This is a genomic window from Acidothermus cellulolyticus 11B (genome assembly GCF_000015025.1).
In the GTDB taxonomy this organism is placed as follows: domain Bacteria; phylum Actinomycetota; class Actinomycetes; order Acidothermales; family Acidothermaceae; genus Acidothermus; species Acidothermus cellulolyticus.
Genome location: NC_008578.1, coordinates 1,525,129 through 1,544,571 on the forward strand (window position 1 = coordinate 1,525,129; position 19,443 = coordinate 1,544,571).

The window sequence follows — 19,443 nt, forward strand, 5'->3', positions numbered from 1 at the left end:
TTCGTAATTGGCAAAGGTGATGACTGCTGCCTTCGCTAAGATATTCGGCTGCGACGGATCAGCCCCGGTGTGCTGAGCATCGCGCAAATCGTGCCGAGCATACCGCCACGTCTTTCACCCGGCGCGTTCATCCCACCTTGGCGCATCCACCGCTGGCGACGACTGTTTCACAGGTCGAGGCGGGCAGGATCTCGACGGAACCGGCCTGGGCGAACGGCGTCATGAATTTCTCGATCTGCTCCTGCTGCGCCGCTTCGGCAATCAGATAGAACGTGTGCTTGTTGTTCGCCACCGCATCAGCCCGAATTGTCACGCCGTAACCGGCGGCGTTCTCCGTCGACAAATGCTGGAGCAGCATCGAGCCCATCGCCGGATCCTGGGCCGGGCACGTCTCCGGCGCGTGTTGGTGAATGACGACGAAAAGTGCCATACGAGCCTCCCCATTCGCTCGGCTGCGCCGAACGACGTTACCGCGACCGGCACGTCGCTACCGCACTGCGGCACATCGACGCTACCGCACGCCGGCTAACCGCTACCCGACGACGTGGGCGAGCCGGCGGAAACCGTGGGCGTCGGCTTGGCACTGCCGGTGGCGTGCGAACTCGGCGTAGGACTCGGCGTCGAACTCGGCGTCGGCGTCGCCGGTCGGGTTGCCGGAGCCGGCGGCACCCAGTGCCGGTTGTTGCTCACCCCTGGGGTCGGGCTGTAGTACCCGAAACCGTCCCCCTCCGCGGCGACGACGTCCGCATCAGAGAGCCGCGGATTCTCATTCGCCGGCAAGGCACTGCCCGCCACCCACTGACTCCACGGCATGTTCCAGTCGGTCCAGCCGTTGCCGCTCTCCAACCCGCGTGGTGTGCCCACAACTTGGACGATGTCACCGCGTTGGGACAGGTTGTAGAACCACTCGGCGTTCGCCGGGCTTACGTTGACGCAGCCGTGGCTGACATTCACCCGACCCTGGTCGGCGACGGACCACGGCGCGGCGTGCACGAATTCCCCGGACCACGAAATCCGCACATTCCAATAGACGACCTCGTAGTAATAATCCGGATCGCCCTTGGGAATCCCGACGGTCGCCGAGTCCATGATGACTTTTTGTGCCTTCTCCAAAACGACGTGCACCCCAGACGTCGTGGGGTATTTGTCCCGCCCCGTGCTCACCGGAATAACCCGCGCCACCTGGCCGTTGATCCGCACCGTCATCATGTGCGTCCTGGCGTCCACCACGCTGATGTGCGAATCGCCGATCGTGAAATGCACCGTGCGGTTCTCGGTGCCCCACACACCGCGACCGGCGTCCACTCCGGCGAGATCCGCGTGCAAGGTCACCTGGTCACCGACCGGCCAGTACACCGTCGGCCGGTAGTGCACCTCGGTGTCGCCGTACCAGTGCCACGCACCAAGAACCGGCATCGACGCCTCGACAGACAAGTGCCGCTCGACCGCCGCTTTGTCCGTCACCGGCGCCGTGAAGTAAATAATGATCGGCATGCCGACCCCGACGGTCTCCCCTTCCAGCGGGGCAATCCGCATCCCGAGAACTTTCGACGGCTGCATGGTCGAGAACGTCGAGCTGAACGTCGCCGCCTGCCCGGCGTCGTCCTCCGCTTCGGCGACCACGTGGTACGTCGTGCCGGGCTGCAGCGCCTCAGCGCTCCGCCAGGTGTGGTGATCGGCGTCCATGCCGCCATCCAGCCGGTGACCGGCGCCGTCCGCCACCGATACGAGCGTCAACGACCCGTGCTGGACGCTCACCGTCACGTCCGCGTTCAGCGGGACGCCGGTCGCCTTGTCCGCCGGCGACACGGTGAAATCCACCGGCAGGGCCGACACGGACGTCCGCGACGTCGGCGCGCTGGTCTGGTTGCCGCCCGCTGCGGCAAGGCCGGCGGGAGCCCGCTGCTGACACCCGCCGAGAGCAGCTGCGGTCGCAATCGCCAGACCGCCGGCAACCAGCAAGCCGAGCAGGCCATGCCGCAACGCGGGACGAACCCGCGACCTCGGCGCGCGATGCTTGGGCAGCACGTCGGCGGGGATGCGGCGGTCACCTCCGCCGATCTCCCAGCCGTCGTCGTGAGGTTGCCCTGTCACTCGCGCGCACTCCGATCGCTGTCCGGACACCGTAGGGCTTCCAGTCTCGCCTACGCCGACCGGTTGCTGCGGCATCACCACCGGCGAATCTGGACATCCTCGAAGCCGGCCGGCACTGCATGAGACGGACCGGCCGCGGGGAAGGTTGCCCGTCGTGTCCAATTCGTTACGTCGGCCCCGCGGGGCGGCCACGTTACGGTGGACAAGCGATTGGTGTCTTCGGGCCGGGCTCCCGCCGGCCGACGACACCGCGGGGGATGACAAAGACCACGATCGGAGGACGCGGACGGATGCCGGAACCGACGACGCAATCCCTCGAGGTCTGGCCGGGCGATCCGTATCCGCTCGGTGCCACGTATGACGGGGCGGGCACGAACTTCGCCGTTTTCTCCGAGGTCGCCGAGCAGATCGAGCTCTGCCTCTTCGACGACGACGGGAATGAGACTCGGGTCACCCTCCCGGAGTACGACGCATTCGTCTGGCACGGCTACCTGCCGGGGATCGGCCCGGGGACACGGTACGGGTTCCGCGTGCACGGCCCCTATGACCCCGCCCGCGGTCTGCGGTGCAATCCGGCGAAACTCCTCCTCGACCCATACGCCAAAGCCATCGACGGGGACATTGACGGTCACGAATCGCTCTTCGGTTACCGATTCGGCGATCCGGCGAGCCGCAACGATGAAGACTCCGCGCCGCACATGATGAAGTCGGTTGTCATCAATCCGTTCTTCGACTGGCGCAATGACCATCCGCTCCGCACGCCGTACCACGAGTCGATCATTTACGAGGCGCACGTGCGCGGCATGACGATGACGCACCCGGAGATTCCCGAGCATTTGCGCGGTACGTACGCCGCGCTCGCGCACCCGGTGATGCTCGACTACCTGTCTTCCCTGGGAGTGACGGCCGTCGAGCTGATGCCGGTGCATCAATTCGTCACCGATACCGCGCTGCGGGAGCGCGGCCTGCGCAATTACTGGGGATACAACACGATCGGCTTCTTTGCCCCGCACAACGGATATTCCGCATCCGGCAGTAGAGGCGAGCAGGTGCAGGAGTTCAAGGCCATGGTCCGCGCCCTGCATGAAGCCGGTATCGAGGTGATCCTGGACGTCGTCTATAACCACACTGCTGAAGGCAATCACCTCGGGCCTACCCTCTCATTCCGCGGCCTGGACAACGCGGCGTATTACCGCCTGGCGGATGACGATCCCAGCCGGTACGTCGACTACACCGGCACCGGTAACAGTTTCAACGCCCGCAATCCGCATGCCTTGCAGCTCATCATGGATTCCCTCCGTTACTGGATTCTCGAGATGCACGTCGACGGGTTCCGGTTCGACCTTGCGTCCGCGTTGGCCCGTGAATTGCACGACGTCGACCGGCTCTCGGCCTTCTTCGACCTCGTACAGCAGGATCCGGTGGTGAGCCAGGTCAAGCTCATCGCCGAGCCGTGGGACGTCGGCGAGGGCGGTTACCAGGTCGGCAATTTCCCGCCGCTGTGGAGCGAGTGGAACGGTAAATACCGCGACACGGTGCGGGATTTCTGGCGCGGTGAGCCGGCGACTCTCGGTGAATTCGCCTCCCGGCTGACCGGCTCCTCGGACCTGTACGCGAGCTCGGGCCGCCGTCCGATGGCGTCCATCAACTTCGTCACCTGCCACGACGGCTTCACCTTGCACGACCTGGTCTCGTACAACGAGAAGCACAACGAGGCCAACGGTGAGGGAAACCGTGACGGCAGCGACGACAATCGGTCATGGAACTGCGGTGTCGAAGGACCCACGGACGACGTGCACATCATCGCGCTTCGGGAGCAACAAAAGCGCAATTTCCTCACGACGCTCCTGCTCTCGCAGGGCGTTCCCATGATTCTGCACGGGGACGAGTTCGGGCGAACCCAACGGGGCAACAACAACGCCTACTGCCAGGACAACGAAATCTCCTGGATGGATTGGCGGCTCGCAGTCGAGCACGAGGTGCAACTCAGCTTCACCCGAAAGCTCACCACGTTCCGGAAAGAACACCCGGTCTTCCGCCGGCGGCGGTTCTTCGACGGCAAGCCGGTTCCGCATGTCGCCGGCGAGGCACTGCCGGATATCGCCTGGTTCACCCCGGCCGCGGCGCTGATGACCGAGACGGACTGGGAGACCGGGTATGCCAAGAGCCTGACCGTCTTCGTCAACGGCGATGCGATCCCGTCACCCGACCGCCGCGGCCAGCCGGTGCGGGACGATTCCTTCCTGTTGCTGTTCAACGCCGACGCGAACGACCTCGAATTCCGCCTTCCCGACGAGGAGTACGGCCAGCGATGGGAGGCCGTCATCGACACCACCGATCCCCTGCTCATCGATCCCCCGACGTACAAGGCACAGGCGGCGGTCACCGTGCCGGCTCGATGCGTTCTGGTGCTGCGCCGTGTCCTCTAACGCCGATTCGACACGTCGTCGCGGTCGGACCCCCACCGCCACCTACCGGATTCAGCTGCGGCCGGATTTCGGGTTCGCCGACGTCGCCGCGCTGGCTTCATATTTTGCCGACCTCGGTGTCAGCCACGTCTACCTCTCCCCGGTCTTGGAGGCGGTACCCGGTTCCACGCACGGGTACGACGTCATCGATCCGACCCGATTGCGTCAGGAGTTCGGCGGCGAGGCCGCATTCACCGCGATGCGCGAGGCGCTCGCCGCGGCCGGCGTCGGGATCGTGGTGGACATCGTGCCAAACCACCTGGCGATTCCGGTGCCGGAGTGGCAAAATCCCGCGTTCTGGTCGGTGCTGCGGGAAGGCCGGCACTCGCCGTTCGCGGCATGGTTTGACATCGACTGGGACGCCGGCGACGGCCGGATCGTCTTACCGTTCCTCGACGGGCCATTGACCGAGAACCTCGGTCATTTCTCGGTCGTCACCGACGACGAGCACGGCGCAATGCTCGCCTACTATGACCATCGGTTCCCCCTTGCCGCCGGCACCGAACAGTTGCCCGTTGCCGAGGCGCTGGACCGTCAGCATTACCGGCTCATCGACTGGCGCGCCGGCCCGCAGGAGCGGAATTACCGGCGCTTCGTGGACATCGATCAGCTGATCGCCGTCCGGGTGGACGATCCAACGGTGTGGGATGCGACGCACGCCGTCATCGTCGACCTCGCCTGCCGCGAGCTGATTGACGGGCTCCGCATCGACCACATCGACGGGCTGCACGATCCGGCCGGATACCTCCGGCGACTGCAGAACGTGACCGGAGTGGACTGGGTCGTGGCCGAGAAAATCCTCACGCTGAACGAAGAACTCCCGGCCGACTGGCCGATCGCCGGGACCACCGGATACGACGCCCTGGCGGTGCTGAACGGCCTGCTCATCGATCCCGACGGTTATCGGCGGATTCGCCGGTGCTACGCCGACCTTGCGCACATGACGGCCGAACGCACCGAGGTCGTCACCGAGAGCAAACGGGCGGCGCTTGCGGCTTTTGCCGGCGATATCGAGCGATTGGCCGACGCGCTCTCCGGTGAAGCCGGCTGTGCGCCTGCCGTCGCGCGGGACCTCCTGCACCGGATCCTCCTGGACCTGCCCGTGTACCGGCCCTATCCGAGCGACCCGACCAGCATGACAGCGCTGCACGCCGCGGTCCGTCAAGCGGTGGGCGCACACGCTGATGCGGCGGACTGCGCCCGGTTCCTGGCGGCGGCGGTCCGCGACGGCCGGCCGGTCGGGGCGCGTTTTGGTCAGCTTGCCGCCGGGGTTTACGCCAAGGGCGTGGAAGACACCGCCTTCTACCGGGACATCGCTCTCCTCGCCGTGAACGAGGTGGGGTGCGATCCACGTCGTCCGAGTTGCTCGGTCGCCGAATTCCACGACTTCATGGCCCGGCTGGAAGCGCACCATCCGACGACGATGACGACGCTCTCGACGCACGACACCAAGCGGTCGGAGGATGTCCGGGCCCGGCTCGCCGTCCTCTCCGAGCTTCCCGAGGAGTGGGACACCTGTGTCCGCCGGCTCAGCACGCTCTCAACCGCGTTGGGCTGCCCCGACGAGCACGCCGCATACCTCGTCGTCCAGACCTTGGTCGGCGCGTGGCCGCTCGACCTGCGTCGCACCGCAACCTACGTGCGCAAGGCACTCCGGGAAGCAAAACGGGCCACCTCATGGCAGCATCCGAATGCCCGGTATGAATCCGCGGTGGCGTCATACCTCGACGCGGTCTTCGCGTCGGCCGATTTTCTCGGCCGCATCGAGGAATTCGTCAACCGGCTCGCCCCGTACGGGCGCGCCAACAGCCTGAGCCAGAAACTCCTCCAGCTCACGATGCCCGGCGTCCCGGACGTGTACCAAGGGTGTGAACGCACCTCGCTCCGGCTCGTCGACCCCGATAATCGGGCGCCGGTGGACTTTGCCGCGTGCCGGGCGGCATTGGACGAATTCCTCGACCCGAAAGTGCGGCTTACGGCCACCGTGTTGCGGCTTCGCCGACGGCATCCGGAATGGTTCACCGGCTACCATCCGCTCGTCGCGGACGGCCCGGCGGCCGACCATCTGGTCGCGTTTCACCGCGACGGTCCGGTCGTGACAGTGGCCGGACGGCTCACCGCACGCCTTCGCGCCGCCGGCGGCTGGCGCGAGACGACGGTGCACATCCCCGCCGGAACGTGGGTCGATGCGCTCTCCGGGCGGGAATGTGACGGTGGAGAACACGCAGTAGGGAGCCTGCTGGGCGCCGCCCCGGTTGCGCTTCTCGTCCCGGCAGTGGAGGTCACGGCATGAGACCCCGGGTCTGGGCACCGAACGTCAGCCAGGTCGAGCTGGTGACTTTCCGCGACCCGCAACCGGCCGTGACGCCGATGCAGCGGCGTGACGACGGCTGGTGGGAGACCGCCGACGCTCTCTCGCCCGGGGACCGGTACAGCTTCCGCCTCGACGGCAACGACGTGTTGCCGGATCCACGGTCCCGGTGGCAACCCGACGGCGTGCACGGCCCAAGCGGCGTACCGGACCTGCCGCCGGCCCGGCCGTGGCGCGGGCGTCCGATCGTCGGCAGCGTTATTTACGAATTGCACATCGGCACGTTCACACAAGCGGGAACATTCGACGCCGCCGTCGAGCGTCTCGATTATCTCGTCGACCTCGGCGTCGATACGGTGGAAATCCTTCCGGTTGCGGCATTTCCCGGCCACCACGGCTGGGGGTACGACGGGGTGTTCCCGTTCGCCGTTTACGAACCGTACGGCGGGCCCGCCGGGATGCGGCGTTTCGTCGACGCCTGCCACGCCAAGGGGCTCGCCGTCGTCCTCGACGTCGTGTACAACCACCTCGGCCCGGACGGCAATGTGCTCGGACGATTCGGGCCGTATTTCACCGACACGTATCGGACGCCGTGGGGACCAGCGTTGAATGTCGACGCAGCCGAATCCGACGACGTCCGGCGATATGTCATCGACAATGCGTTGTGGTGGTTGGAGGACGTCGGTGTCGACGGTCTCCGGTTGGACGCCGTGCACGCGATCGTCGACCTCTCGGCCACCCACATTCTCGAAGAGCTTGCCGTCAACGTTTCCCGTGCGGCGCAGCGATCCGGCCGTCCGCTGCAGCTCATCGCCGAATCGGACCGGAACGACCCCCGGCTCCTCACACCGCGCGGCGACGGCGGATACGGCCTGGACGCGCAGTGGAGTGACGATTTTCACCATGCGCTGCACGTCACGCTCACCGGTGAGACCAGCGGTTACTACGGGGATTTCCGCGGACCCGCCGACGTCGCGGCGGCCCTGACGCACGGCTACGTCTACACCGGGCAGTACTCCCCCTATCGACGACGGCGGCACGGTCGGCCGCTCCCGCCGGACACGTCCGCGCACCAGCTCCTCGGGTATGCCCAGACACACGACCAGGTTGGCAACCGGGCGCGCGGTGAACGATTGTGCCATCTTGTATCGGTCGAGCGGGCGCGGATCGCCGCCGCACTCGTCCTCACCGCACCGTTCACTCCCATGCTTTTCATGGGTGAAGAGTGGGCGGCCGGCACCCCATGGCAGTACTTCACCGACCACCAGGATCCGAATCTGGCCCGGGCGGTCCGGGAGGGACGCCGGGCGGAATTCGCCGCATTCGGTTGGTCGCCGGATGACGTCCCGGATCCGCAGGATCCGGAGACTTTTCACCGCAGCATCCTGAACTGGTCGGAGCTGGCCGATACCTCGCATCGCGAGATGCTGGAGTGGTACCGGACGCTCATTGCGCTGCGCCGCGCCGAGCCGGCACTCCGCGATCCGCACTTCGCCGACGCATCCTGGGACGGGGCGACCCAGATCCTGCGCATCCAGCGCGGTGACATCGTCGTCGCCGTCAATCTCGGCGACAAGCCCATGCGGATCGCGCTTCCGGTACGCGACGTTCTCCTGTCATCCGGCGACGTCGACGCGACCGGGGCGGACCTTCACCTGCCGCCGCTTGCGGTTGCGATTGCCCGCACCACCCAGCGGGGAGAAATGCCGTGATGTCCGCGCCGCAATTCCGTCAGCTCTACCCGGCGTCCGATGACGTGCCCGACGTCCCTGCCTGCTACGCGTACCCCGACGAGCGGTGGCTGCGCGGCAATATGATTGCCAGCCTGGACGGCGCGGCCACCGTTGATGGTCGTGCCGGGCCGCTGGGAAATACCGCCGACCAGTGGATGCTCGCCCTGCTGCGCGCACTGGCGGACGTCGTCCTCGTCGGTGCGGCGACCGCAGAGATTGAAGGGTACCGGCCGATCCAGATTCGGGAGGAATTCGCTTCTTTACGCCGTGACCGGCCTTCTCCAGTGACCGCGATCGTCTCCCGCACGCTGCGGCTCGATGTCACGGGCCGGCTCTTCACCTCTGGAGCACGACCCCTGGTCATCACGTGCACATCCGCGCCAGCACGGGCCCGGCACCAGCTCGCCGACGTCGCCGACATCGTCGTTGCCGGCGACGAAACCGTCGATCTGCACCACGCCGTTCGCGAATTGGCCGACCGCGGTCACCGGCGGTTGCTCTGCGAGGGCGGGCCCCGCCTTCTCGCAGCCCTTGCCGCCGAGGACCTGCTCGACGAGCTCTGCCTGACCATCTCCCCGCTCCTCGTCGCCGGTTCCGCGCCGCGAATTCTCGACGGTACCGCCATCACACCGCGTCGGATGCGGCTCGCGCACCTGCTGATGGACGCCGACGGGCTGCTGTACACCCGCTACGTCCGACGCCGTGACCGGGAGAGGAACCGGCCGTGAATCTTCCGGTCTCACCGCCGGTCGAGCCGATGCTCGCCCGCCTTGCCCCGAGCATTCCACCGGGCATGCATTACGAACCGAAATGGGACGGCTTTCGGTGCATCATTTTCCGGGACGGCGACGAGGTGGTGTTCGGCAGCCGTACCGGCCGACCCCTGGAGCGATATTTTCCCGAGCTCGCGGACGGCGCACGCCGGGAATTGCCGGCCCGATGCGTCATTGACGGGGAAATCGTCGTCCTGACCGACGGCCGGGTCGATTTCGGCACGCTGCAACAACGCATCCATCCGGCGGCTTCCCGAATCCGGGCGCTCGCCGATGCCTCCCCCGCGGTCGTCGTCGTCTTCGACTTGCTCGCGACAGCTGATACGGCGATGCTCACGCGGACCTTTCATGAGCGGCGGGCCCGGCTCGTGGAGCTCCTTGCCGGCAGCGGGTTTCCCTTCCTGCTCACTCCGGCCACTGACGACCACGCCCGGGCGGCGTACTGGTTCGCCGCGCTGGAAGGCGCCGGCCTTGACGGCATCGTCGCCAAACCCTTCGACCTGCGTTACCAGCCGGGGAAACGGGTGATGGTGAAAATCAAACACGAGCGAACCGCCGACTGCGTGGTCGCCGGCATGCGGCCGTATCGCGGCGGCAGTGGTGTCGGGTCGCTCCTGCTCGGGCTGTATGACGACGCCGGGGTCCTGCAGTACGTGGGGGTCTGCGGCGCATTCGCCGCCTCCTCCCGGACGGCACTCGCCACGGAACTGTCGCCGCTGGTCACCGAGATCACCGATCACCCCTGGGGAGCAGGGCACGGCCGGGTACCGGGTACGCCGAATCGATGGAACTCCGGAGAGAACCTGGACTGGGTTCCGCTGCGGCCGGAGCGGGTCTGTGAGGTGGCCTACGACTTTCTGGACGGCGCCCGGTTCCGTCACACCGCGCAGTTTCGGCGCTGGCGGCCGGACCGGACCCCGGAATCCTGCCGTTTCGACCAATTCGAGGCGCCCGAACCGATCGACCTCGCCGCGGCCCTCGATCTCCCGCCTGCAGACCGATGCCGGCCGCGGCCCCAGCCGGCTGGGCCATAGAATCGCCGCGAATCACCTGCTGAGCGCCGCGAAGGGACCGCCATGACCCCCCCACCGCAGCCAGCCGGCGACTGGGTCGTCGTCGGCCTCGACAACGGGGGCACGGCCAACAACGCAACTGTCCTCACGGGCGACGGCCGGTTCCTGGTGGACGCCCTGGTGGAGAGTCCAAGCCGGGTGACGGAGGGACCGACGGCTGCGCTGCAGGCCCTGCTGGCGGCGTACCACGACATTCTCGCCCGGACCGGCTGTTCGGAGGGGCAGGTCCGCGCAGTCGGCCTGGACAGCCCAGGCCCGGCAAGCGCCGACGGCGTGATTTCCCGGGTCGGGGCAACGAATTTCGGTCATCCGGATTGGCGGGGATTCGATTTTCGCGGCGAACTCGAGAAGCTTCTCGGCGTCCCAGTGATTTATCACAATGACGGCAATGCCGCGGCGCTATACGCGCACCGCATGTTCTTCGGTGACGAGGCGCCGATCCGATCGTCGGTCTCGGCCATCGTCGGCACCGGTCTGGGCGGCGGGATCATCGTCTCCGGGGCGGTGATCCGTGGAGCCGCCGGGATGGCCGGCGAACTCGGCCACGTCCACATTCCGCTCGACGGCATTCTGGCCGACGGCCAACCGGTACCCCGGTGCAACTGCGGCTTTCGTGCGGACGCCGAGAGCATCGCCAGCCTCAGCGCCATCGAGCGGAACCTGCTGCCGTTCTGGCTCTCCCGGTACCCCGGCCACGCCCTGGCCGCCCTGCCGATCCGACAGGCGGCCCGTGAAGTCCGCCGCCTTGCCGAGCAGGGGGATCCGTTGGCGCTCGATATCTTCCGGCAGCAGGCGGCGGCGATCGGCCGGCTCTTCACCATCCTGGCGAACGTCATCGACCCGGACGCCTACTTTATCGGTGGCGGCGTCGTCCAGGCCACCGAACAGTTCCGTGAATGGTTCCTCGCCCAGGTCAGGGCGGAGACCCGGCTCCGTCCCGAGCAGCAGGAGACGGCCGCCTTCGCGCTCACCCCCGACCTGGACATGGCAGGGGCCCGCGGGGTCGCCATGGCGGCGCGGGACGCCGTCCTCGCCGGCCGCTGACCCGCCGCCGCCGATCCTGGGTCGGATCTCCGCCTCTGGGCCGGCTAGTGGACCGGCCGGGCGCCGCGGGCCCGGCTTGGCTGGACACGCACCGGTTCCCCCGGCATTTTCGGGAAATTCGGCGGATAAGGGGCGTCACCGAGGCCGCGGTCGCGGACATCGCGGTCGGCCATCTCCAACAACGGCGAGAGGTCATGGGCAATGTCGTCGATCGTCCGGTGCAGGTCGCCAATGGCCGCGAACCGCTCGGGAACGGTCGCGATGGTGAAATCGTCCGGTTCGGCGTCGTCCAGCTCCGCCCAGCTGATGGGTGTTGACACGGTGGCGCGCGGATTGGCCCGCACGCTGTAGGCGGCGGCGATGGTGCGGTCCCGCGCATTCTGGTTGAAATCCAGGAAGATTCTCGCGCCGCGCTCCTCTTTCCACCACGCGCTTGTCGCCAGCTGCGGTGCACGTCGTTCGATTTCCCGTGCGAACGCAAGCGCGGCGCGTCGTACCGCGACGAAATCCCACTCCGGCCGAATCCGCACCAAGACGTGCAGGCCGCGACCGCCGGACGTCTTGGGAAAACCCCGGTACCCGAGTTCATCGAGCAGCTCATGAACCAGTCGCCCGACCGCACGCACCTCGGCGAATCCCGTACCCGGCTGTGGGTCAAGGTCGATGCGGAGCTCGTCCGGATGCTCGGTGTCGGGACGCCGTGACGGCCACGGATGAAAGACGATCGTCCCCATATTGACCGCCCAAATCACGGCAGCGAAATCGATAACGCACAATTCGTCCGCTTGCCGGCCGCTCGGAAACTGCACTCTGGCGGTTTGAATCCAGTCGGGGCGTGACGCCGGGACCCGCTTCTGGAAAATCATCTTTCCGTCAACGCCGTCCGGAAAGCGCTGCAACGTGCAAGGCCGTTCGTACAACGCCCGCACGATGCCGTCGCCGACGGCGAGGTAATACCGGACAAGGTCGAGCTTGGTCGCGCCGAGCGCCGGAAAATACAGCTTGCCGGGATGGGATATCCGTACGGTCCGGCCGCCTACGGTGAGCTCCACCGCGTCACTCATGAGCTGACGGTACCCTCGGCGGCCTACCGCAGCACCGGGAGACGCAGGCCGCGGTCGCCGCGCGGGGTGTCACAGTGCCGGACGCGGTAGGGTCGGGGTGTGGAACGCATCATCCGCTCCGAGGCCGAGTGGCGCGCTCAGCTCAGCCCCGCGGAATATGCCGTCCTGCGCGAGGCGGCCACCGAGCCGCCGTTCAGCGGCGAGTACGTGAACACGACGACACCCGGTGTCTACGTCTGCCGGGCGTGCGGTGCCGAATTGTTCCGCAGCGAAACGAAATTCGACTCCCACTGCGGGTGGCCGTCGTTCTACGCGCCGCAGGACACCGACGCCGTCGAACTGTTACCCGACCACAGCCACGGCATGATCCGGACCGAGGTCCGCTGCCGGCGCTGCGGGTCTCATCTCGGTCACGTCTTCCACGGCGAGGGTTATCCGACGCCGACCGACGACCGTTACTGCATCAACTCCATCGCGCTGCGCCTCGTCCCGGAGGATTGACCGCATTACGGCAACGCGGCGATGATTTCCGCCACCGGACGCCGGGGACCGGTGAAGAACGGTGTTTCCAACCGGGTGTGCCGGCGCGCCCGGGCCTCACGCAGCCGGCGCATGAGATCCACGATCCGGTGCAGCTCATCCGCCTCGAATGCAAGCAGGAATTCGTAATCGCCCAGTGCAAATGCGGCCACCGTGTTCGCCAGCACGTCCGGGTACTCCCGGCCCATCCGGCCATGTTCGGCGAGCATGTCCGCCCGGTACGCCGCCGGCAGCAGATACCATTCGTGGTCGCGGTTGTACGGGTAGACGCAGACATATTTCTTGGGCGCCTCACCGGCAAGAAAGGCCGGAATATGCGCCTTGTTGAATTCGGCCTCCCGATGCACGCCGATCGCCGTCCATGCCGGTTCGCACGCCTGGCCGAACGCCGTCCGGCGCAACCGTTGGTAGGCGTCCTGCAACGCCTCCGCCTCGCCGCCGATCCACCAGATGAGCACGTCAGCGTCGGCCCGGAAACCGCTGATGTCGTACACACCGCGGGTGGTGACCCCTTTGCCGGCCGCCTCCGCGAGCAGATTCTCCACTTCCGCCGAGACATGCGATCGATCCAGGTCGGCCAGGGCGCCCGGGCGGCCGCGAAGCACGGCGTACATCACATACGTTGTCTGCTGGTCTGCTGTGCTCTGCTGGGCTGTCACAGGCCCATTCTCATCCAGCCGTTCGCGACACCGACCGCGGCCCGGTCAGCGACGCCACCGCCCGCTGCGCGCCCGCGATGCACGCCGGAATGCCGACACCGTCATACGCCGCGCCGCAGAGCGCAAAACCGGGCAGCCGAGCCGCGGCGCTGCGGATGCGGGCGACACGGGCGGCATGGCCGACGTCGTACTGCGGGAGTGCGCCGGCCCACCGGGTGACGATCGAATCGATCGGTTGCGCCCGCAGCCTAACGATCGCGCCCAGGTCAGCGAGCACGCCGGCGACGAGCTCGGCGTCGTCACGCTGCAGGTCGGCGGTGTCACCGAACCGGCCGATCGAACAGCGGACGACGGCAACGTCCGAACCGGCGTACCAGGGCCATTTCACTGACGAGAACGTGGCCGCCTTGACGAGCCGCCGTTCCACCGCCGGAACCAAGAATCCGCTTCCGGCAGGCAGATTCACCTGATCCGCCGGGAAGGCCAGCGTGACGACGGCGACGCTGGCGTACTCAATCCCGGCCAGTTCAGCCGCAAGACCCCCGGCCTCCGGCCCGAGCATCCGGGCGGCCGCCGGCGCCGGCACGGCAACCACCACGCCATCCGCGTCCACCGCCTCCGGCGCGCTCGCCGGCCCGACGTCGCACCGCCAACCCGTCGGCGTGCGCCGCAACACCCGGACCATCGCCGAGGTCCGCAGCTCGACGCCGTCCGCGCGCAACACGTCGACGAGCGCCTCGCCGAGCCGGGCCACGCCGCCGGGAATCCCGGCGAAGACTGGGTCGGCGCCACCCGGCGGCGGCAGGTCCCGCAGGCCGCGCAGGAGCGAGCCGCGATCGAGGACGTCGACCAGCTGCGGCAGGGTGGCCCGCAGGGAGAGCCGGTCGGCACGCCCGGCGTACACCCCGCCGAGGAGCGGTTCAACCAGCCGGTCGACGACACCACGGCCGAGCCGGATCCCGATCCCGCGGGCGACGGGGACGTCGTCACCGACCGGAGTCGGGGGCAGGAGGAGGTCGGCGGCTGCCCGCAGGACGGCGGTCGGCGGCACGATCCCGGTAGCGGCAAGGCTGCGAAGGCTCCGCGGCACGCCCATGACATGGCCGGCCGGTAGCGGCCGGAGCCGGCCACGGGAGTAGACCGCAGCCTGGGTGGTCGCCGGCGGAACGAGCTCGCCACCAAGACCCACCTCGCGCGCGAGATCGACCGCTTCCGGACGCCGTGCCAGCAACGCCTCAGCCCCAAGGTCCGTGCTCACACCGGCCACCTCGGCGCGGAGCAGCTTGCCGCCGAACCGTTTCGACCCTTCCAGGACGGTGACGGAGAATCCGCGGCGCCGGGCGTAGAAGGCTGCGCTCAGCCCGGCGATGCCGCCGCCGACGACGACGATCCGCGCGGTCACCCGGCCGCCTCCGCCGCAGGATGTTCCGACCCGAACCGATCCACCGCAGTCGGCACCCCGCGCGCGGACCGGTCAGCACTCCACGCGTGCACGAAGTCGACGATCGCGGCAAGCACCCCGGGGTCAGTGGACGGGAGCACCCCGTGCCCGAGATTGAAGATGTGACCGCGGGCGGCCCGACCACGGATGAGCACGTCACGGACCGCGGCTTCCAGCACCGGCCACGGCGCAAAGACAACGGCCGGGTCAAGGTTTCCCTGGACGACGGCGTCCGCGCCGATGCGCCGGGCCGCAACGTCGAGGGGAACCCGCCAGTCCACGCCGACGACGTCCGCACCCACCGCCCTAAATTGCGGCAGCAATTCTCCGGTTCCGACGCCGAAATGGATGCGCGGCACGGGCAGGCCGGCGAGGAGTTTCCCGCTGTGCGGCGCGACGTAGCGGCGGTAATCGTCGGGGTGCAGTGCACCGGCCCAGGAATCGAATACCTGGACGACGCTCACACCCGCGTCGATTTGCGCGAGGAGAAATTCGCGGGAGATATCAGCAAGCCGGTCCAACAGGGCATGCCACGTCGCCGGATCCGAGTACATGAGGGCCTTGGTCACCGCGTGGTCCCGGGACGGGCCGCCCTCGACAAGATAGCTGGCAAGGGTGAACGGCGCGCCGGCGAATCCGATCAACGGAATTCCGGCAAGCTCGCCGACGAGAAGACGCACCGCCTCGACGATCGGTGTCATCGACCCGCGGTCCAACGGGCGGATTCGAGCGACGTCCGCCGCCCTGCGGACCGGTTGGTCGAACACCGGGCCGACTCCGGGCTCGATGCGCAGGGAAACACCGCTCAACGCCAACGGCACGGTGATGTCGCTGAAGAGGATGGCGGCGTCGACTCGGTATCGGCGAACGGGCTGGAGGGTGAGCTCGACAATCAGGTCGCGGTCGAGGCAGGCCTGCAGCATGGGAGTCTCCCCCCGGGCGGCTCGGTACTCCGGCAGGGCGCGACCGGCCTGCCGCATGAACCAGACCGGTGTCACCGGCGCCGGTTCGCCACGACAGACCCGGAGCAATGCGCCGTCGCTGCGGGGGAGGACGTCAGCCACGGACCCATCGTCGCACGGGCCGTGGCAGCCGCCCGCCGATGGGAACCACGCGGATCATCCCGCGGCAAGCAGCGGGATTCCGGCCAACACCAGGACAATGCCGGTCGTCTGGATGTGACGCAGCCGTTCGCCGTCCAGGAACCGGGCGAGCAGCACGGTAACCGCCGGGTACAGCGACGCGAGAACGGCGACGACGCTCATCAGCCCGGAACGGCTTGCCACGGCGTACAGGCCGTTCCCCGCGACATCCGCGCATCCGACAAACAGAACGCGGGTGACGTCCCCCATCGGCCACCCGCGCACCGGCATCCGCGGCCTGCGTGACCGCACACGGAAAAACCCAACACCAGCGAGAAAGAGAACGACGCTGGTGAGGCGCATGATGAGCAGCGTCATCACGACGCTGGTTTTCGCCCCGCCGGCAAGGAGAACGAACACCGTGCCGAAGCATCCGCCGGCCAGTGCGGCCAGCAGAATCGGCCTGCGCGTCCCCCCGCTCCGCAGCTCCGGACCCCCGGCGAGGATCACACCGACCACCGCTGCGGCAATCCCGAGAATCTGAGCCGCCGACGGCGCTTCGCCGCGCGCAATACCCACAATGACCGGGATGCCAGCACCCGCGCCGGCAATCGGGGCAACCACACCCATCGTCCCGGTGGCCAGCGCCCGGTAGAACGCGCCAAGCCCGAGCAGCCCGACCACGCCGGCGGCCAACGCCCACGGGAGATAGCCAAGCGGGCTGGTGAATGCGCCGGAAGCGGCGGCGATCGGCAGCAAGACGGCGGCGCCGATCGCGTACGCCAGCGCGACGACCACCAGCGGCTGATGCCGGCGGCTCACCACTCCGCCGACGTAATCGGAGCATCCCCACGTGACACTGGCGAAGAGCGCGAGAAAAGCCGCCATGGTGCAAGCCTGTCAGAGCAGGTCGCCCGTCACGCCACCGGTGGTGACGGAACCCACGATCGAGGCTCGTCAGGGCTGGGACGGCGCAGCGGGCCGGACCTGCGGCCGGTCAGGAACCTGCCGACGCCGGTGCCGGCCGGCGCGACGCGGATCGCAGGGTACTGAGAAGTCTCAACCGAACGCCGCTGTGGAGAGCCGCAACCTGGTATATCCGCGACGCCAGCGTCAACGCCAGCCCGCTGAAGAGAACCGCAGCCAGGAGAGCCAACCCCACCTGCCAACCGGGCACATGTCCGGCGAAAATGCGCTGCGGCATCGCAACGGTGCAGAGCACCGGAAGGAACGAGGCGACCGTCACGGCCGCACCTTTGCCGATGAGGGCGAAAATATAGGTCGCGATAACGAGAAGTTGGATGGGCATCGTCGCCGCAGGAACATCGGGAATTCGGGACGCCAACGCGCCGAGCCCGGCGAAGAGGAACGCGACGGTGGTGAAACCCACCAGGTAGAACAGGAGAAACCAGCCGCCGGACCGAAGAATCGCGTCCAGATGCGGGATGCCGCCGACGGCCGCCGCCGCGGCCGCGGCTGCTGCGGCGTACAGCGTCATCTGTGCAAAGGCGACGGCGACGTTTCCGACGATTTTCCCTGCCAGCAAAGCGCGTGCCGGTATCGCCGCCAGCAGCACCTCGACGACCCGCGACTCTTTCTCCTCGGCCGCTCCGGTGGACATCGCGGTGCCGAAGAGCTGGCACGAGACGAAGAACAGCACACCGAAAGCGGCTGCAATGACGCGATCCGCGGCCTGGTCCTGGCGCTGCGGGACGAGCGCGACCGGGGTCACCCGGCTCGCGGCAATGAGTGCGTTCGGGGCAAGACCGGCCCGCACGGCGGCGTCCTGCAGGACGCCCCGTTGGACCGCCTGCGTCAGGTAGGCGACGAGCGTGGCGCTGGGCGTACGTTTCGCCACGACCAGCCAGCCCGAGCCGTCGCGTGGCGGCACGAGCGCCGCGTCGATGCGCCCGGATCGGACGGCGGCTTCCGCCGACTGGCGATCGGAGAATTCCTGCTCCCGAATGACAATGGTGCCGTGCCGGCCGGCCACGGTCTGCACAATTGCCGAGGCATCCGCCGAAACGGCACCCACTCGGTACGTCGTCACCCGATTGGTAAGGAAATGCACGGCGATAATGCCGCCCAGCACCGCGAGCAGCGTGATGCCGGTGGAGACCCGAACCGCCATGCTCGTCGCGGAAACCCGGATTTCGCGGCCGGCGACCAGCGGCCACGCCGCGCGGCGAAACGCGCGCCGGAACCGGCGTATCATCGCGTCACCTCCTGATAAATCTCAGAGAGGGGCCGGATCACCTCGGCAAAATGCGTCACCGGCCCGGATTGCAGCGCCCGTTGCAGCACCGCCTGCGCCCGTTGCGGCGTCTCGGGGATGAACACCACCCGGTCCGCTGTCTTCTCGGTGACGGTAATACCGGGCATTTCGTGGATCCATTCACCGACAGCCGGGGCATCCAACCGCATCAGCGGGGCGTGCCGGGCGCGGAGTGCGTCAGCCGAACCGGCTGCGACGATCCTTCCGGCCGAAATAATGACGATCTGATCGCAGAGCCGTTCGACGAGATCGAGCTGGTGACTGGAGAACAGCACCGGCACACCCTCAGCCGCTGCGGATCGTACCAGGCCGGCCATCGCATGGACGGCGTCCGGATCCAGCCCGGAGAACGGTTCGTCGAGAATCAGCGCTCGGGGCCGATGCATCAAGGCGACGGCGATTTGCACCCGCTGCTGATTGCCCAGGGAAAGCTGCTCGAGTTTATCCCCGGCGCGGGACGTGAGGCCAAAAATGTCGAGCAATTCATCGGCGCGTTGCGCCGCCTGTCGTTTCGACATCCCATGCAGCCGGCCGAAATACAGCAATTGTTCGCGGACCGGCTGCTTGCGGTACAGGCCGCGTTCCTCCGGCATGTAGCCGAAGGTGCGCTGCTCCTCGAGGCGGAGCGGTGCGCCGTCCCAGAGCAAGGCGCCGGAGTCGTACGGAACCAGTCCCATGACAATGCGCATCGTCGTCGTCTTACCGGCGCCGTTGGCTCCAACAAATCCGGTGATCTCCCCAGGGCGCAGCGTCATCGATACGGCGTCCAGCACCCGGCGCGGGCCGAACGCTTTGGTGATACTGCGCAGCTCGAGCATGGCCCCGCCTTCCGCGCCGAGCGACGTCCGGTCTTCTCACCTGACGAATCCCGGATGATCGTACCGAG

General features: G+C 67.7%; 16 protein-coding genes. 7 read left to right on the plus strand and 9 right to left on the minus strand.

What is annotated here, in order from left to right:
- Positions 1-127: 127 nt before the first annotated feature.
- Together ACEL_RS07065 and ACEL_RS07070 are read right to left on the minus strand one after the other, a co-directional pair.
- Complete coding sequence (locus ACEL_RS07065; protein WP_011720205.1) at positions 128-430, minus strand: DUF3303 domain-containing protein; 303 nt, start codon at positions 428-430, stop codon at positions 128-130.
- A 95-nt stretch (positions 431-525) separates the two neighbouring features.
- Positions 526-2,094, minus strand: coding sequence for a L,D-transpeptidase (locus ACEL_RS07070; protein WP_011720206.1), 1,569 nt, complete (start codon positions 2,092-2,094; stop codon positions 526-528).
- 290 nt (positions 2,095-2,384) lie between these two features.
- On the opposite strand from ACEL_RS07070, the gene glgX reads away from it, so the two are divergent.
- The 6 genes from glgX to ACEL_RS07100 are packed head-to-tail and all read left to right on the plus strand — an operon-like array spanning position 2,385 to position 11,496.
- On the plus strand, positions 2,385-4,523 hold the full coding sequence (glgX, locus tag ACEL_RS07075; protein WP_011720207.1) for a glycogen debranching protein GlgX: 2,139 nt from the start codon (positions 2,385-2,387) through the stop codon (positions 4,521-4,523).
- The gene (gene treY / locus ACEL_RS07080) at positions 4,513-6,855 is read left to right on the plus strand and encodes a malto-oligosyltrehalose synthase (RefSeq protein ID WP_011720208.1); all 2,343 of its coding nucleotides are present in this window, start codon (positions 4,513-4,515) and stop codon (positions 6,853-6,855) included. Before glgX ends, treY begins: the two co-directional genes overlap by 11 nt.
- Positions 6,852-8,585: a malto-oligosyltrehalose trehalohydrolase gene (gene treZ, locus ACEL_RS07085; protein ID WP_011720209.1), complete on the plus strand. Its 1,734-nt coding sequence runs from the start codon at positions 6,852-6,854 to the stop codon at positions 8,583-8,585. Before treY ends, treZ begins: the two co-directional genes overlap by 4 nt.
- The gene (locus ACEL_RS07090; protein ID WP_011720210.1) at positions 8,585-9,334 is read left to right on the plus strand and encodes a pyrimidine reductase family protein; all 750 of its coding nucleotides are present in this window, start codon (positions 8,585-8,587) and stop codon (positions 9,332-9,334) included. Before treZ ends, ACEL_RS07090 begins: the two co-directional genes overlap by 1 nt.
- A complete protein-coding gene (locus tag ACEL_RS07095) occupies positions 9,331-10,413 on the plus strand; it encodes an ATP-dependent DNA ligase (protein WP_011720211.1) in 1,083 nt (360 codons plus the stop codon). Before ACEL_RS07090 ends, ACEL_RS07095 begins: the two co-directional genes overlap by 4 nt.
- A gap of 42 nt (positions 10,414-10,455) precedes the next feature.
- Positions 10,456-11,496, plus strand: a complete 1,041-nt coding sequence (locus ACEL_RS07100) for an ROK family protein (RefSeq protein WP_011720212.1) — start codon at positions 10,456-10,458, stop codon at positions 11,494-11,496.
- Positions 11,497-11,540: 44 nt separating this feature from the next.
- Here the strand turns inward: ACEL_RS07100 and ligD are convergent, their stop codons facing one another.
- Positions 11,541-12,560 carry a non-homologous end-joining DNA ligase gene (ligD, locus tag ACEL_RS07105; protein ID WP_011720213.1) on the minus strand — a complete coding sequence of 340 codons (1,020 nt, stop codon included), beginning with the start codon at positions 12,558-12,560 and terminating at the stop codon, positions 11,541-11,543.
- 99 nt (positions 12,561-12,659) lie between these two features.
- Here ligD and msrB point away from each other — a divergent pair, with 99 nt between their 5' ends.
- Entirely contained in the window at positions 12,660-13,061 is a 402-nt protein-coding gene (gene msrB / locus ACEL_RS07110) for a peptide-methionine (R)-S-oxide reductase MsrB (protein WP_011720214.1), read from the plus strand.
- Between the two features lie 5 nt (positions 13,062-13,066).
- On the opposite strand, the gene hemQ is transcribed toward msrB, so the two are convergent.
- The 6 genes from hemQ to ACEL_RS07140 form a co-directional block, all read right to left on the minus strand.
- Entirely contained in the window at positions 13,067-13,759 is a 693-nt protein-coding gene (hemQ, locus tag ACEL_RS07115; protein WP_011720215.1) for a hydrogen peroxide-dependent heme synthase, read from the minus strand.
- A 10-nt stretch (positions 13,760-13,769) separates the two neighbouring features.
- A complete protein-coding gene (hemG, locus tag ACEL_RS07120) occupies positions 13,770-15,161 on the minus strand; it encodes a protoporphyrinogen oxidase (RefSeq protein WP_011720216.1) in 1,392 nt (463 codons plus the stop codon).
- Entirely contained in the window at positions 15,158-16,264 is a 1,107-nt protein-coding gene (hemE, locus tag ACEL_RS07125) for a uroporphyrinogen decarboxylase (RefSeq protein ID WP_011720217.1), read from the minus strand. The genes hemG and hemE overlap by 4 nt, the downstream gene beginning before the upstream one ends.
- Before the next feature lie 54 nt (positions 16,265-16,318).
- Positions 16,319-17,170: a DMT family transporter gene (locus ACEL_RS07130; protein WP_011720218.1), complete on the minus strand. Its 852-nt coding sequence runs from the start codon at positions 17,168-17,170 to the stop codon at positions 16,319-16,321.
- A gap of 109 nt (positions 17,171-17,279) precedes the next feature.
- Complete coding sequence (locus ACEL_RS07135) at positions 17,280-18,497, minus strand: ABC transporter permease (protein ID WP_011720219.1); 1,218 nt, start codon at positions 18,495-18,497, stop codon at positions 17,280-17,282.
- Complete coding sequence (locus ACEL_RS07140; RefSeq protein ID WP_011720220.1) at positions 18,494-19,375, minus strand: ABC transporter ATP-binding protein; 882 nt, start codon at positions 19,373-19,375, stop codon at positions 18,494-18,496. Before ACEL_RS07140 ends, ACEL_RS07135 begins: the two co-directional genes overlap by 4 nt.
- Between the last annotated feature and the right edge of the window lie 68 nt (positions 19,376-19,443).

What these genes read in the sequence shown, in the direction of transcription:
- ACEL_RS07100 (WP_011720212.1), top strand. Translation starts at nt 10,456, where the DNA reads ATGACCCCCCCACCGCAGCCAGCCGGCGACTGGGTCGTCGTCGGCCTC.
- ACEL_RS07140 (WP_011720220.1), bottom strand. Translation starts at nt 19,375, where the DNA reads ATGCTCGAGCTGCGCAGTATCACCAAAGCGTTCGGCCCGCGCCGGGTG.
- ligD (WP_011720213.1), bottom strand. Translation starts at nt 12,560, where the DNA reads ATGAGTGACGCGGTGGAGCTCACCGTAGGCGGCCGGACCGTACGGATA.
- ACEL_RS07065 (WP_011720205.1), bottom strand. Translation starts at nt 430, where the DNA reads ATGGCACTTTTCGTCGTCATTCACCAACACGCGCCGGAGACGTGCCCG.
- treZ (WP_011720209.1), top strand. Translation starts at nt 6,852, where the DNA reads ATGAGACCCCGGGTCTGGGCACCGAACGTCAGCCAGGTCGAGCTGGTG.
- ACEL_RS07135 (WP_011720219.1), bottom strand. Translation starts at nt 18,497, where the DNA reads ATGATACGCCGGTTCCGGCGCGCGTTTCGCCGCGCGGCGTGGCCGCTG.
- ACEL_RS07130 (WP_011720218.1), bottom strand. Translation starts at nt 17,170, where the DNA reads ATGGCGGCTTTTCTCGCGCTCTTCGCCAGTGTCACGTGGGGATGCTCC.
- ACEL_RS07090 (WP_011720210.1), top strand. Translation starts at nt 8,585, where the DNA reads ATGTCCGCGCCGCAATTCCGTCAGCTCTACCCGGCGTCCGATGACGTG.
- glgX (WP_011720207.1), top strand. Translation starts at nt 2,385, where the DNA reads ATGCCGGAACCGACGACGCAATCCCTCGAGGTCTGGCCGGGCGATCCG.